Source organism: Rhodothermales bacterium, from assembly GCA_034439735.1.
Lineage (GTDB): Bacteria > Bacteroidota > Rhodothermia > Rhodothermales > JAHQVL01 > JAWKNW01.
Genome location: JAWXAX010000071.1, coordinates 17305 through 32405 on the forward strand (window position 1 = coordinate 17305; position 15101 = coordinate 32405).

A 15101-nucleotide genomic window follows, 5' to 3' on the forward strand; every position below is an offset into this window, starting at 1 on the left:
AATGATAGAACAACTCCTTCAACTCTCCATTCGCCGGCGCTGGGCGGTCCTCGCGCTGACGTTGCTGACGGCAGGACTCGGTGTGTACAATTTTACGCGACTGCCGATCGATGCCGTCCCGGACATTACCAATGTTCAGGTCCAGATCAATACCAAAGCGCCGGGCTACTCTCCGATTGAAGTCGAACAGCGGATTACGTTTCCCATCGAAACGGCCGTGGCCGGCCTTGCCAGCCTCGACCATACGCGCTCGATTTCGCGCTACGGACTAAGTCAGGTGACGGTTGTCTTCGAAGATGGGACGGACATCTATTTCGCCCGGCAGTTACTCGCCGAGCGACTGCAAGGCATTCGAGACCAGATCCCACCCGGGTTGACGGCTGAAATGGGCCCCGTCTCCACGGGGCTTGGCGAGATTTACATGTACATTGTGGAAGCGGGGCCGGGCGCCATGGGACCGGACGGCGCCCCGTACACCGCAACGGATCTGCGCACGCTGCAAGACTGGGTGCTTCGACCCCAACTACGAAACATTCCCGGGGTGGCCGAAATCAATACAATTGGCGGGTACGTGAAACAATACCACGTAACGCCTCATGTGCAGCGACTCCTGGCCTACTCTCTGACGTTCCGTGATGTGATCGAGGCGATCGAGAGGAACAACGCCAACGTGGGCGCCGGCTACGTAGAACGAGCCGGAGAACAGCTCCTTGTTCGTTCTCCCGGTCAGCTAAGCGGCCCGGCAGAAGTGGCCCGTATGACGATAAAAACCGTCGATGGCGTCCCTGTTCGACTGGCCGATGTGGCGGATGTGGAGGAAGGGCTTGAGCTTCGGACGGGCGCCGCCACCATGAACGGCGAGGAAGTGGTGCTTGGGACCGTATTCATGCTTATCGGGGAAAATAGCCGCGCGGTGGCTCAACGCGTGGATGCGGCGCTACAGGACGCGGCTCGGGCGCTCCCTCCTGGCATCTTCGTGCGGACAGTGTACGACCGAACGGCGCTGGTGGACAAGACGATCGTTACGGTCGAAAAAAATCTCATAGAAGGGGCACTTCTTGTCATCGTTGTATTGTTCCTCTTTTTGGGCAATCTGCGCGCCGCGCTGATTACGGCAGCCGTGATCCCCCTCTCCATGTTGCTCACCGTCACGGGCATGGTCGAGAGCCGAATTTCGGCCAACCTCATGAGCCTGGGCGCCCTCGATTTCGGGCTGATCGTGGACGGCGCGGTCATTATTGTAGAGAATGGTGTGAAGCGCCTGACAGAGGCGCGCGCACGACTGGGCCGGGCGCTTGACCTGAAGGAGCGGCTCGCAATCGTTTTTGAATCGTCCAGGGAAGTTCGCAAGGCTACTCTGTTCGGCGAGTTGATCATCATGATCGTGTATGTACCCATCCTCTTTCTCACAGGGGTAGAAGGAAAGATGTTCACGCCCATGGCTATGACGGTAATCTTTGCGCTGGGAGCGGCATTCGTGCTTTCACTCACGTTCATCCCTGCCGCTGTCGCCCTCTTTGTGCGGGTGCCGGAGAAGGAGAAAGAGAATCGCATCATGGTGTGGGCCGAACGAGGGTATGTACCCGCGCTACGGTACGCGCTCGCGAACGGGCCGGTGGTTTTGACGGGCGCTCTCGTGCTCATTGTCCTTTCGGGACTGCTCGCCTCGCGGATGGGTACTACCTTCATGCCGCAGCTCGACGAGGGAGACATCGCACTTCATGCGCTCCGTATTCCAGGCACCAGCCTCACCCAGTCTGTCGCGATGCAGACCGAACTCGAAGCCGCGATCCAGAGGGAAGTCCCTGAGGTCGCTTTTGTGTTTGCCAAGATCGGGACGGCGGAAGTGGCGACCGATCCGATGCCCCCTAGCGTGGCGGATAACTTTGTGATCATGAAGCCGCGCGTTGAGTGGCCCGATCCAGACCTTTCGAAAGCCGAGGTGGTCGAAAAGATTGAGCGAGCTACGCAAGCCCTTCCCGGCAATAAATACGAATACACGCAGCCCATCGAGATGCGCTTCAACGAACTGATCGCTGGCGTCCGCACCGATCTCGCGGTGAAGGTGTATGGCGACGACATGGAGGTGCTTAACCAGACTGCCGGGGTCGTGGCGAGTGTACTCGAGACCGTCCCTGGCGCCGCCGATGTCCGGGTGGAGCAGACGACGGGTTTGCCGATGCTGACCGTGTTGCTGGACGACGAGGCGCTGATGCGTTACGGCCTATCTCGAGCGGATGTTCAGGACGTGGTGGAAGTGGCCGTAGGTGGCAAGGAGGCCGGCATCATCTTCGAGGGTGATCGCCGCGTGGCGCTCGTGGTTCGGTTGCCGGAGACAAATCGCATCGATCTGGACCAGCTTACGCGGCTTCCGATTCCGCTTCCGCTCCAAAGCCCACTTCCGATCCGACTGGTCTCCAACGGTGGCCTGGACGGTGATCGTGGAACCGAGGCCTATGCAGGCGGAAACACGATCTGGCTCGGGCAAATCGCGCGACTCGAATTTGCCCCTGGCCCCAATCAGATCAGCCGCGAGAATGGGAAACGACTGGTGATTGTGACGGCTAATATTCGCGGACGAGATCTGGGCTCGTTCGTCGATGAAGCACAGAAGGCGGTGGCGGAGCAAGTGAATGTACCGGCCGGCTATTGGATCGGGTGGGGAGGGAAGTTCGAGCAGCTGGTCTCGGCCGTGGAGCGACTCCGCCTGCTTGTACCTATCGCGCTATTACTGATATTCGGGCTGTTGTATGCCACCTTCGGATCGATCAAGGACGCACTCCTCGTATTTACGGGGATCCCACTGGCGCTCACGGGTGGCATCGCGGCATTGTGGATGCGAGGGATCCCATTGTCCATAACGGCGGCCGTGGGGTTCATCGCCCTCTCCGGAGTGGCCGTGCTCAATGGATTGGTCATGATTACCTTTATCAATCAGCTTCGCGAGCGCGGAATCGAACTAGACCAGGCGATCTTCGATGGCGCCCGGCAACGTTTGAGGCCGGTCCTCATGACGGCGCTGGTGGCCAGTCTGGGCTTCATCCCGATGGCGCTAGCGACCGGTCCCGGGGCAGAGGTTCAGCGCCCCCTGGCTACGGTTGTTATTGGCGGCATCCTGTCCGCGACAGCGCTTACGCTGCTCGTTATTCCGGTGTTGTACCGCATTGTGCATGGGATACGTCGCGACGGATTGGTGCGTGACTCATTGAATCAAGGCTCAAACCCGTGAGCAGTTGATCCCACGGCCGTCAGCGACCTCTGTTTCCACACCTAATAGAGAGCCAGTATCACGAATAGCGTCAGCGCCGCCGCAGAGACCACGCTAAGATATCTGAAAGCGGCGTTTTCGTGGTGATACGAGGACGTAACGACTCAAAAAACTCAGGAGATGTTCATTTAGCGGGTTGCTACGCCTATGTCGTCCAAACTCCACGCCGTTAAATGGCACCGACTCGGCCAGCGCCCAGACGCAAAGCGCTTGGATGACGACGACCCTGTGTGCTTGGTGAGCCCCGCATTCAACACATCCATCGGACTACTTTGATATGGAAACGAAGGCAGAAAATGTGTCACGTCGTGCCCCCGATAAGAAAAATACCCCCTCCTGGTCGCCATTAAAACGAGGCGAGCAGGTCGAGGTACGCGGCGCCGCAGAGATACTTGCGACCCTGGATGGCGAAGGAGTGCTCGATGATCTTCCTTTCATGCCGGAAATGATCCCGTTCATCGGTAAGCGGTTCACCGTTTCGAGGCGTATCGAGAAAACGTGTCTGGACTATCCTTCGCAAACATTCCGGCGTTTCCAACACAACGATGTTGTCTTCCTTGAGGCCTTGAGATGCTCCGGAGAAGCACATGGAGCGTGCCAGCGGGGGTGCATGATCTTCTGGAAGGAGGCCTGGCTACGAAGAGTTGATGACGCGGAAGAAACCGTTCGCGTCGAGCAACAGGACGCGCTCAGCATACTCGAATCCCGGCTAAAAACGCGCGCTCAGGGGGACGTCTTTATCTGTCAATCGTCAAGGCTCGAACGGGCTACGGAGCACATTCCGCCAGTAGACCGGGTTATGGTCAGCGTTACGGAAATCCGGAACGGCAACCGAAAGGTCTTCGAAGTACTGGGGATGTTCGTTCGCACGGCGTTCTGGAAGATGCGCGGTAAACTCCTGGGCACCCACCCCAAAGGAACGCTCGGAAAAACGCCTACGGAAGCCGTGAATCTGCAGCCAGGCGACTGGGTGGAGGTAAAATCGTACGAAGAAATTTACACAACTCTCGATGCCAGGGGCCGAAATCGAGGGATGAAATTCGATCTGGACATGCGCTTTTTTTGCGGGGAACGTCACCGGGTTTCGCGGCGCCTTGATCGCATGATTCGAGAAGACACCGGCGAGATGCTTCACCCTCAAAATACAGTGCTACTCGACGGCGTAAACTGCCAGTGCATCTTTGCAACGGGCGGATGCCCCAGGGCGGAGGCTTTTTATTGGCGAGAAATCTGGTTGAAACGGGTCGGCGACCTCCCCGGGCAAACAGACCACGACCGTTCCTGAAGACGCGCTACGTATCGTTCAATGGGCTCCGTTTTTTGGCGCAATAGGTATGATGGGGCGACTTAGCTGTTTCCCGGCGCGGGCGGTTGCCGCACGCTCGGGAGCGACCGCTGTTTCCACACAAAATAGATCGCCGGTATTACAAGCAGCGTCAGCGCCGTCGACGAAATCATTCCTCCCACCATTGGAGCGGCGATGCGCTTCATCACCTCGGAGCCGGTGCCGATGCCCCACATGATGGGGAGCAAGCCGGCCATGTCCGCGACGACTGTCATCATTTTGGGCCGTATGCGCTCGGCGGCTCCGTGTAATACGGCTTCGTAGAGATCGGAAACCGTGTTCATCGCACCCCGCGCGACGCGTTCTCTATAGGCCTGATCCAGATACACGAGCATGATGACCCCGGTCTCGGCCGCCACGCCCGCGAGGGCAATAAAACCCACGCCAACGGCCACGCTCAGGTTATAGTCGAGCAAGTACACGAACCAGATCCCTCCGACCAGCGCAAACGGCAGGGAAAGCATGACGATCAGGCTCTCGCCGATCCGCTTAAAACTCATATATAGCAGGGCGAAGATGATGAGCAACGTGAACGGGATCACGATCTGCAAGCGCTCTCGCGCGCGCACCATATACTCGTACTGCCCGCTCCATTCCAGGCTGTATCCGGCGGGCAGCGTCACGCCCTGCGAAACGGCCTCGCGCAAGCGGGCCACCAGCGAGCCAATGTCCGACTCGCGCGTATCGACAAACACCCACGACGTACTGCGGGTATTCTCGCTTTTGATCGCCATGGGGCCCTTCTCGAACGAGTAGTCCACCACGTAACGTAGCGGGATCTGCGCGCCGGCCGGGGTGGGGATCAACACGCGATGCAAGGCGGTCAGGTTGTCGCGCAGCTCCCGGCTGTAGCGCACGCGCACGTTGTAGCGTTCGAGGCCCTCAACGGTCTGCGTCACCGTTATGCCGCCGATAGCCGTCTGTATCACGTCCTGGACGTCGCCCACGGTGAGGCCGTACCGCGCCGCCTCGTCGCGTTTAATGCGGTAGTCCAGATAGTTGTCGCCGACGGTTTTCTCCGGGAACGCCGTCGCCACCCCGGGCACCGTCCGGGCGACGGCGGCGGCCCGTTCGCCGAGGTCGGCGAGAACCTCAAGATCTGGCCCCATAATTTTTATACCCACCGGCGTGCGGATGCCCGTGGAAAGCATATCGATGCGGGTTTTGATCGGCATCGTCCACGCGTTGGTGAGCCCTGGAATCACAATGGCGGCGTCCATCTCCTCCACGAGCCGCTCGACCGTCATCCTCTCGCGCCATTCGGACTCCGGTCGGAGTGTGATGATCGTCTCCATCATCGAGAGCGGGGCCGCATCGGTGGCCGTTTCGGCGCGGCCGGCCTTGCCGAGCACATGGCTCACTTCCGGAAAGGCGCGGATGATCTGGTTGGTTTGCTGCAAAATCTCGCGGGCTTTGGCGACGCTCAGACCCGGATCGGTGGTAGGCATATACAGCAGATCGCCTTCGTTGAGGGGCGGCATGAATTCCGAACCGAGCCGGAGTAGCGGATACGTGGTCAATCCGAGGGCAAGTAGGGCCAGGCCGATCGTCATCTTCCGGAAGCGGAGCACGAGGCGGATCGCCGGCGTGAAGAGCGCGATGAGCACCCGGTTGAGAGGATTTTTGTCTTCACGCGGGATCTTGCCGCGGATGAGGTACCCCATGAGGACGGGCACGACGGTCACGGCGAGCAGGGCCGCCGCGGCCAATGCGTATGTTTTGGTATAGGCGAGTGGCTCGAAGAGGCGCCCCTCCTGGTCTTGCAAGCTGAAGACGGGCAGGAAGGAGAGCGTAAGTACGAGCAGGGAGAAAAAGAGGGCGGGGCCGACCTCACGCGAAGCGTCGAGGATGATGCGCCAGTGGTCTTTTTTTCCGGCGTCGCGCTCCAGGTGTTTGTGCGCGTTCTCCACCATGACCATGGCGGCATCCAGCATGGCGCCGATGGCGATCGCGATGCCGCTCAAGGACATGATGTTGGCGTTTAACCCCTGCGCGTTCATGATGAGAAAGGCCAACAACACCCCCATGGGTAGGGTAAAGATGGCGACGAGCGCGCTGCGCACGTGGAGCAGGAACACGATCGTGATCAGGGCGACGATCAGGCACTCCTCGATGAGCGTCCGCGTGACGTTGTCAATGGCGCGTTCGATGAGTCCCGAACGGTCGTACGCCGTATGAATCGTTACCCCCTCGGGAAGGCCGGCCTTCAGTTCCTCCAGCTTTTCCTTCACCGCTTCGATGGTAGCCAGCGCGTTTTCCTGGTAGCGCATGACGACGATGCCGCCCACCGTCTCGCCCTCGCCATTCCATTCCAGCACCCCGCGGCGGAGTTCGGGGCCGATGTGTACGTCGGCCACGTTCCGGATGAGCACCGGCGTACCGTTCCGGTCGGCGCCCAGGGGGACGTTTTCGATGTCCGCGATCGAGGCGAAGTAGCCCAGGCCTCGGACCATAAACTCCGTTTCGCCCAGCTCTACCACCCGTCCCCCGACATCGTTGTTGCTCCGCTTGAGCGCCGAGACCACCGTGGCGATCGGGATGTTGTAGGCCAGGAGCCGGTTTGGGTCCACATCTACCTGGTACTCCTTCACAAAACCGCCGATGCTGGCCACTTCAGCGACGCCCGGCACACTGGTCAGCGGGTAACGCAGGTACCAGTCCTGAATCGAACGGAGCTGCTGAAGGTCGTACCGGTCGCCGCCGTCGAGCACATACTCGTACACCCAGCCGAGACCGGTGGCGTCGGGCCCAAGGGTGGGCGTTACACCGGCCGGCAGGCGATTGGAGGCGGTGTTCAGGTATTCGAGAACGCGGCTCCGTGCCCAATAGATATCCGTTCCATCTTCAAAAATGACATAGATGAACGATGAACCGAAGAACGAGTAACCGCGGACGACTCGGGCTTTGGGAACCGCCATCATGGCGGTCGTGAGCGGATAGGTGACCTGATCTTCGACGACGCGGGGCGCCTGGCCCGGGAATTCGGTGTACAGGATGACCTGGACGTCACTCAGATCCGGGATGGCGTCGACCGGTGTCCGCCACATCGCCATCGCGCCGGCGACAGCCAGGAGGAAGGCGAAAAGCAGCACCAGGACTCGGTGGGTGATGCAGGTTTCAATGAGGCGTTCGATCATGAGGGCAACGCAAACGCGCCGGATAGGCGGATAAAGCAGAAATCAGTGCAGGTGCGAAGCGCCGGCATCGGTGGACGAGGCGGTGTCGCGCGGGGCCGATCGCAGGCGCGCGATGGCCTCTTGCAACCGGCTCTCGCTATCGAGCAGGAACTGCGCGGAGATGACGACTTCCTCACCCTCCACGAGGCCCGAAAGGACGCGGACGAGGGTGGGGTGGGCGTCACTTTCCTGGCCGAGTTCGACCTCGCGCGGCTCGAAACTCCCTACATCGCGCCGGACGAATGCGATGGCGCGTGCGCCGGAGCGCAGGATGGCCTCGGACGGCACGACAAGCGCATCGGGAATCGCGACGCCTTCGATCTGGACGTTGGCATACATGCCCGGCATTAGCGAGCGATCTGGATTGGGAACGACGATACGCACCTGGACGTCGCGGGCAACCTCACCCAGGGTCGGATAGATGTAGGCGATGCGTCCCGGGTACGAGCGGCCGGGGAAGTAGGCCAGGGTGATCGCCACAGGCTGGCCCACGCGGATCCAGGGGAGTTCGTTTTCGAAGAGGCTGGCGTTTACCCACACGTCGCCGAGGTCGGCGATCTGGAAGAGATTGGCGCCGGCCTCGATGTAAGCCCCTTCCACTACGTTTTTCTCGATGACCACCCCGTCCGCCGCTGCGAGCAGGGGAAGGGTCTTTCGAACCTCTCCCGTCTCGGCGAGTCGATCGATATATTGAGAAGGGATGTCCCAGTATTCAAGTCGTTTGCGCGCCGAGGCGAGCAGCTGCGCGGCGTCCTGCCGGAGGTAGTCGGGCGCACCGACAGGCAACGCCCGTTCATGTTGCATTGCGAGAACGAACTCGTTCTGGGTAGCGACGAGTTCAGGGGAATACAGTTCGAGCAGCGGCCGGCCCTTCTCCATCTGCTCGCCAACGGACTCGACATGCAGGCGCTCGATCCAGCCCGATAGCTTGGTGGTTACCTGGTGGAGACCTTCCTGGTCGTATTCGACCGATCCAACGGCTCGAATCGTCCGTGAAAAGTCGGTACGCGTCACGGTGACCGTCCGCACGTTCATGTTTTGAACGACTCGGGGATCGATCGAGACCAGCGTCCCCTCGGGTTGCTCCAACTCATCTTCGTAGACCGGGACGAGATCCATGCCCATCGTCGATTTGCCGGGGCCGTCGTAGAGGGTATTCGGGTCCATCGGATCCCACCAGTAGGCGATGGGCCGATCCGGCTCCGGGGCGGGAGGGCGGCTCGGTAGGATCATGGACTGGTGCCGCCCGAGTTGATAACCGGCGAACGCCAGGAGCAAGGCGGCAACCAGGGCGAGGACGATCGCGAGGGGCTTTTTCATGGGATGATACCGGAAAGCGGCGTACGACGGATCACCGCCGCGCGCGTTTCGAGGGAAACGGTTCCGAGGACGCGTTCGAGGACGGCATACGCCAGGAGGTAGTCCACGAAGGTTTCTTCGTAGGTGACGCGAAGACCGAACGACGCACGTTCAGCTTCCAGGAGATCGAGAAACGAAGCACTGCCGGAGGAATACCCGGTTAGCGCGGCCTGCCGGGTAGCTTCGGCTTGCGGTAAAAGGGCATTACGCAGAAGCGCAAGCTGGTTGTTATGTTGCTCAATCTCATGCAAGGCCTCGTCGAGGTGGGTTTCGATCGCGATCGTCACGGCTTCCGCCTGTGCCCGAACACGGGAGCTTCCCAGCCGTGCTTCTTGCAGGCGAGCGCGAATACGGCCGCGCTGGATCGGCAGGACAGCCGTGACGCCCAACTCAAGCGCATCCCTTCCCATGGCGCCCGGCGGGTCCGCCGCCGCCGCGATATCGAAATAGGTGACGACGACGCCCAGTTCGGGCAGCGCCGTGCGTCGTGCGAGTTCGACGGCTTTGAGGGAACGTCGTTCGGCGGTTGCAATGGCGCCAACTTCGGGCCGCAGGGCACGAGCCAGCACAAGCAGGGAGTCCCTCGGCGGCAGGGGAGGAGGCGGATTCGGCTGGGCGGTCCCCTGTGGGGCGGCCGGGCTATTTGAGAGCCGGCGCAGGGTCTCGCGTGCGGCCAGCGCTTCGTGTTCCAGCGTGTAGCGGCGCGTGTTCAGCGACGCGCGCTCGAGTTGCGCCTGCAGGATGGCCTGTTGGGAGCCGCGGCCGGCTTCATACAGCGCGCGGGCCGTGCCCTCGAACGCCCGGAGACGGACCGTGAAGTCGTCGATAAGCGGGAGCAGCTGTTGCGTGCGATACAGGGTGAAGTAGGCGCGTTTCAGGTCCAGCCCGAGGTCGAGCGCCAGGGTCCGTGTCTCGTCGGCGGCAATGGAGGCCTCGAGATCGGCGAGATCACCCAGCACCCGCCTCGTCCCGGGGTATGGCACCGCCTGTTCGATGCGCCACTGACTGCGCTGCGCGCCGTGCGCCGTCAGCATGGGGTAGGGCTGATAGGCCACCATCGCCATGGGGTCCGGCCACGCTGTCACCTGGCGCCGGCGGGTGCCAAGCGCCTCGGTTTCGATCCAGTGGGCGGTTAATTCAGGATTGCCGGCTTCCAGGGCTCGAAGCAAATCGGCGAGATCCAGGACGGCCGAGGTATCGGCGGGCGGCTCTTGCGCCGTCAGAGAAGCGGGCGCAAGTAGGGCCCATAGCGGCACGAGCCACCATAGGGAGGGGAAATAACGAGGCATGGCCATCTCTTAACAGATTCGATGAACGGCAGAGCGCCGAAGTAAGGCGACCCGGCAGCGGAGATTGGGCTGCCGGTCCTTCGTCGACGGCGTTCAAATCAAGAGATGCGCGTAGAACAGATAGGGCGCCGGGCGCGTGGGGGGAGGCGGATCGGCGAGCGAAAGATCGAGCGGCCGGACGGTCTCAATCGACGCTACGACGAATTGTGCGGGTAGGACATGCAGGAGGAGCCGTGTCCTGGAGGAATCCTCCTCGGCGACTGGAGGCGAAGTGACCGGCGCGGCCATCTGGAACGAACAGCAGGAGGGGTTCGCATCAGGCGGGGCGGAATCCGAGATGCCGGGCCACGGAGATGGCGACTCGGGCGCCTCTGGCGCGGCCTCGGAATGACAGGGCGCCCCCTCCGTGACGAGGAGGTCGTAAGCTTCCGTCCGGGGTTCGTATCCCCAGTCCGCCAGGCCGCAGAGGTGCTGAACGACCGGCATCAAGATGACGGCAATCACTACCCGCGCAACGAGACGCACTACCATGGAATACGGAGGCATGGTCAGCTCAGATGGATTCCTGGTTGTCACGGACCAATACTGAACAGGTTCCCTCGTTACCACACGGGCGGTCGTTCGATCGGTCAAATTGAACGTCAGGCCCGTGTGCCTTTTACGACCACAAACGCGCCCGTGCCGTAGCCATTCACCACCGGATCCGGGTGGTCCATGGTCTCGGCGTCTCGGAAGATCGTTTGAACAAACTGAAGCGGCGTGAAGCCGGCCGCAAACAGATGCCTGGCCACTTCATCGACCGCGTGGAAGTGCGCGTGCCGATAAAACAGGCTCTCGTTCTTCCGCAACTCGTACTCCTTACCCAACGAACTCGCACGATCGATAAATCCAACCACGATACAACCGCCCGGGCGAATCACCCGGTGCGCTTCCTGGAAAGCCTGGTCGATGTCCTCTACAAAACAGATCGTCGTAACCATGAGGACACCGTCGAACGAGTGATCCGGGAAGGGGAGGGCCTCCGCGGTGCCATCCAGCACTTCGATACCACGTTCCAGGGCAATCGCCCGCATTGCCGGCGAGGGCTCCACCCCGAGTTGGATGCCCAGCGGCGCCGCGAACCGGCCGGTGCCGACGCCGACCTCGACAAACTCGCCCGTCGGGGGTAGCAATTCACGGACGGCTTCGATCTCCGAAGCATACGCGTAGGGGTGGGAAGTAAACCAGGCGTCGTACAGGGCGCTTCGCTGCTCAAACGGATTTACATCTGGCATGACGATGCCTCACAGGGAGTAGGCTATTCAGGCTGAGAATGCCTTCGGTCGATCAGTGCGTTGACCAGAGAAGCGACTTCGGGCAGTCGTCGGGGCAAGGTCATAGTTGCTCCCTTTTGAGAAGCTGAGCGTTGATCGCCACGACCACAGTACTCGCGGACATCAATACCGCGCCCACGGCCGGAGTGAGAAGGATACCCCACGGGGCAAGCACGCCAGCCGCCAGGGGAATGGCGAAGATGTTGTAACCCGCCGCCCACCAGAGGTTCTGGAGCATCTTCCGGTAGGTCGCGCGGGACAACGCGACGATCTTCGGGATGTCGCGCGGGTCGGATCGTACCAGCACGATGTGACCGGCCTCCACGGCGACATCGGTGCCGGCGCCGATCGCGATCCCGATATCGGCGGTGGCCAGGGCCGGGGCATCGTTCACGCCGTCACCCACCATCGCGACTTTCTTTCCCTGATTCTGCAGCTCGCGTACCTTGGCGGCCTTGTCCTCGGGCAGGACCTGCGCGAACACGGTGTCGATGCCCAGTTCAGCGGCGACGGCATCCGCGACGGCTTGTGCGTCACCGGTGAGCATGGCCACTTCGATTCCTCGAGCGTGCAGCGCGCGAATAGCCTCGCGGCTCTCCTCGCGGATAGCGTCCGCTACGGCGAATACCGCCAGTGCCTTGCCGTCTCTGATCAGATAAATGGCGGCCTGCCCTCGGCTGGCCGCCGCGTCGGCGGCGGCGCGAAGCGTGTCCGACACCTGGGCGTTCTCTGCCTTGAGGAGCGCGGGGCCGCCCATATGATACTCAACGCCTTCGACCGATGCGGCAACACCCTTCCCGGTCACGGCCCGGAATCCGTCCGATGGCGGCACGTCGAGCGTGCGTTCTATCGCCGTCTTTACAATGCCACGAGCGATCGGGTGTTCGGACTCCGACTCCACTCCGGCCGCGATACGGAGCAAGTTCTCGTCGGACTCCCCGTCGGCCACCGACAGCTCTACCACTCGGAACTCTCCCAATGTGAGCGTTCCGGTCTTGTCGAAAATCACAGTATCCAGGTTTCTGGCTTCTTCCAGCCCGCGCCGATCCCGCACGAGCAGGCCATTGCGCGCGCCCAGGGTCGTGGAGATGGCGACAACCAGCGGCACGGCCAGGCCGAGAGCGTGTGGACAGGCGATCACCAGGACCGTCACCATACGAATGATGGAGAAGTCGATCGACGCACCGAGGAAATACCACACCACCCATGTGACCGCGCCGGCGACGATGGCCACCCCGGTCAGGGTCCTGGCCGCCCGGTCGGCCAGATGCTGGGCCCGGGATTTTGATGTTTGCGCGTCGGCCACGAGCCGCATAATGCCTGAAAGCTTGGTCTTTTCACCGGTGCCGGTGACCTGAATGCGCAGAGAACCCTCCCCATTGACGGTCGCGGCGATGACGGCGTCGCCCTCCCTCTTTTTTACCGGCCTGGACTCGCCAGTAATAAAGGCTTCGTTGAGATCGCTCGTCCCTTTCTGGACGAGGCCGTCCGCTGGCACGCTCTCGCCGGGGCGGACCAGCACGATATCACCCTCCCGCAGCTCGCTGACCGGGACGGTCTCTTCACCCTGCTCTGAGATTCGAGTCGCGGTGTCCGGGAGTAACTTCGCGAGTTCCTGGAGCGCACCCTGTGCCTGTGAGATCGAGCGCATCTCGATCCAGTGGCCCAGCAGCATGATGGTCACCAACGTGGCCAGCTCCCACCAGATGGCATCCGCTCGAAGGAAACCGAGCTGGACCACCCACGAGAAAAGGAAAGCTACCGAAATGGCGAGGGAGATGAGGGTCATCATCCCTGGCAGTCGCGCCTTCAGCTCGCGCCATGCTCCTTTCAGAAAGACCAGGCCGCCGTAGAAAAAGACGGCCGTGCCGAGGACAGGCGATATCCACGTAGATCCGGGGAACGCGGGCGCCTCGTAGTGAAAGATCATCTGGATATGCGCTGCCCAGAGGACGACCGGAACGGAGAGGAGCAGGGAGAGCCAGAACTTGTCACGAAACATCTCCGGGCTGTGACCTGCATGCTGGTCGTGGCTTTCATGACCTTCCGACGTCTTCTGGTGCCCGCCAGGCTCCTTGCCGCCGGCGGGCGGCGCGACGTGATGGCTATGATCGTGGTGGCTGTTTGGGTTCATGGGGGTCGCCTCCTCAATCGTGAATGACAGGCCTTATGCATCCAGGGAGGAGACACATTGTGTCCGCGCAACCCTGATTGTCGGGAAAAAATGTCATACGGCTTTACTACAGGCATACTACTGAACATCTTATCGAAATGGAACAGCGGCAGGTGACGGAATCAAGTCGGGTACCCTGACAGGGAGCGGTTATTGGATGACACTGGCCAAGATTCCCGGCGATGTGCATGCGAGGCGGCGGCCGCGCAGCTCTCTCCTATGGTGGGGGGGAGTCGTTCAACTCGTGTCGCCGTATATTGAATCGCCCCGAGTTTTCGGAGACCGGGTTATCCGAGAAATACCTCTCGAGCCCAGCAGTTCGCAGTCCCATACCCATGTCGCCGAAAACCTACACCATTAAATGGCATCGACTGAGCGAGCGCCTGCTTTGGCACCATCTACCATTAGCGGCGCTTTCGAGCATTGCGACAGCGCTCTGCTACCAGTGGGTCGCCTCGAAGGATGTTATCCACAATTGGAGCATGGCGACGGCATATCCGTGCCTGGCGCTCCTGGCGGCCACGCTCGTGACGGGCCCGTTGATGGTGCTCCGCGGGAAGAGGCGCCCGGTGTCCAACGATCTCACGCGCGACATCGGGATCTGGGCGGGGGTTTTAAGCTTCCTCCACACAATTTTCGGCCTCCAGGTGCATTTCCGGGGCCGGATGTGGCTGTTATTTGTCCCGGACGCACCGATGGCGTTCCCTTTTCTCCGGCTTGATCTATTTGGCATGGCCAACTACACCGGCGTGATCGCTGTACTCGTCGTTTTGATGCTTTTGGGCTTGTCGAACGACTGGTCGCTGCGCAGGCTAGGGGTATCGACCTGGAAGAGATTACAACGCTGGAATTATGCGCTGTTCGGATTAGTCGTGGTACACGGTATCCTGTACCAGATCCTCGAAAAACGAGCGTTCCCTTTTGTTGTGCTATTCGCCGCGATGGGGTTGTGCGTGATCGTGCTGCAAGTGGCCGGCCGGCGCCGGGTTATGCGGGCGATTCGCGGATGGTGATCCACACCAAGCGGTAAAACATCAATGTGAAGCGATTATATCAAAACAAAACATAGGACGGAGATTTACTAAGTATCATCACGGTAAATCCGTTGAATGGCTGCGACGACCGTTCAAGGTTAGAGGCTGAGGGAAGCCACATTAAACCTTGAGAAACTGTTGAGA

At 61.0% G+C, this 15101-nt stretch carries 9 protein-coding genes; 3 read left to right on the top strand and 6 right to left on the bottom strand.

All coding sequences use genetic code 11. The features are described from left to right. Nucleotide 1 precedes the first annotated feature (1 nt). Nucleotides 2-3229, top strand: a complete 3228-nt coding sequence (locus SH809_05335; protein MDZ4699111.1) for a CusA/CzcA family heavy metal efflux RND transporter — start codon at nt 2-4, stop codon at nt 3227-3229. Nucleotides 3230-3545: 316 nt separating this feature from the next. Then, entirely contained in the window at nt 3546-4553 is a 1008-nt protein-coding gene (locus SH809_05340) for a hypothetical protein (GenBank protein MDZ4699112.1), read from the top strand. A 62-nt stretch (nt 4554-4615) separates the two neighbouring features. Here the strand turns inward: SH809_05340 and SH809_05345 are convergent, their stop codons facing one another. The 6 genes from SH809_05345 to SH809_05370 all read right to left on the bottom strand — a co-directional run bounded on the left by SH809_05345 (nt 4616) and on the right by SH809_05370 (nt 13884). Next, nucleotides 4616-7750: a CusA/CzcA family heavy metal efflux RND transporter gene (locus SH809_05345; protein ID MDZ4699113.1), complete on the bottom strand. Its 3135-nt coding sequence runs from the start codon at nt 7748-7750 to the stop codon at nt 4616-4618. A 42-nt stretch (nt 7751-7792) separates the two neighbouring features. Beyond that, on the bottom strand, nt 7793-9109 hold the full coding sequence (locus SH809_05350) for an efflux RND transporter periplasmic adaptor subunit (protein ID MDZ4699114.1): 1317 nt from the start codon (nt 9107-9109) through the stop codon (nt 7793-7795). Next, nucleotides 9106-10443 carry a TolC family protein gene (locus SH809_05355; protein ID MDZ4699115.1) on the bottom strand — a complete coding sequence of 446 codons (1338 nt, stop codon included), beginning with the start codon at nt 10441-10443 and terminating at the stop codon, nt 9106-9108. The genes SH809_05350 and SH809_05355 overlap by 4 nt, the downstream gene beginning before the upstream one ends. Nucleotides 10444-10530: 87 nt before the next feature. After that, nucleotides 10531-10983 (bottom strand): hypothetical protein, encoded by a 453-nt coding sequence (locus SH809_05360; protein ID MDZ4699116.1) that lies wholly within the window; start codon nt 10981-10983, stop codon nt 10531-10533. 95 nt (nt 10984-11078) lie between these two features. After that, on the bottom strand, nt 11079-11711 hold the full coding sequence (locus SH809_05365) for a class I SAM-dependent methyltransferase (protein MDZ4699117.1): 633 nt from the start codon (nt 11709-11711) through the stop codon (nt 11079-11081). A gap of 100 nt (nt 11712-11811) precedes the next feature. Next, the gene (locus SH809_05370; GenBank protein ID MDZ4699118.1) at nt 11812-13884 is read right to left on the bottom strand and encodes a copper-translocating P-type ATPase; all 2073 of its coding nucleotides are present in this window, start codon (nt 13882-13884) and stop codon (nt 11812-11814) included. 374 nt (nt 13885-14258) lie between these two features. Between SH809_05370 and SH809_05375 the strand changes: the two genes are divergently transcribed. Continuing rightward, on the top strand, nt 14259-14936 hold the full coding sequence (locus tag SH809_05375; GenBank protein MDZ4699119.1) for a hypothetical protein: 678 nt from the start codon (nt 14259-14261) through the stop codon (nt 14934-14936). Nucleotides 14937-15101 lie beyond the last annotated feature (165 nt).

Coding starts and splice junctions, on each gene's coding strand:
- SH809_05375 (MDZ4699119.1), top strand. CDS start 14,259: ATGTCGCCGAAAACCTACACCATTAAATGGCATCGACTGAGCGAGCGC.
- SH809_05365 (MDZ4699117.1), bottom strand. CDS start 11,711: ATGCCAGATGTAAATCCGTTTGAGCAGCGAAGCGCCCTGTACGACGCC.
- SH809_05335 (MDZ4699111.1), top strand. CDS start 2: ATGATAGAACAACTCCTTCAACTCTCCATTCGCCGGCGCTGGGCGGTC.
- SH809_05370 (MDZ4699118.1), bottom strand. CDS start 13,884: ATGAACCCAAACAGCCACCACGATCATAGCCATCACGTCGCGCCGCCC.
- SH809_05360 (MDZ4699116.1), bottom strand. CDS start 10,983: ATGCCTCCGTATTCCATGGTAGTGCGTCTCGTTGCGCGGGTAGTGATT.
- SH809_05355 (MDZ4699115.1), bottom strand. CDS start 10,443: ATGGCCATGCCTCGTTATTTCCCCTCCCTATGGTGGCTCGTGCCGCTA.
- SH809_05340 (MDZ4699112.1), top strand. CDS start 3,546: ATGGAAACGAAGGCAGAAAATGTGTCACGTCGTGCCCCCGATAAGAAA.
- SH809_05350 (MDZ4699114.1), bottom strand. CDS start 9,109: ATGAAAAAGCCCCTCGCGATCGTCCTCGCCCTGGTTGCCGCCTTGCTC.
- SH809_05345 (MDZ4699113.1), bottom strand. CDS start 7,750: ATGATCGAACGCCTCATTGAAACCTGCATCACCCACCGAGTCCTGGTG.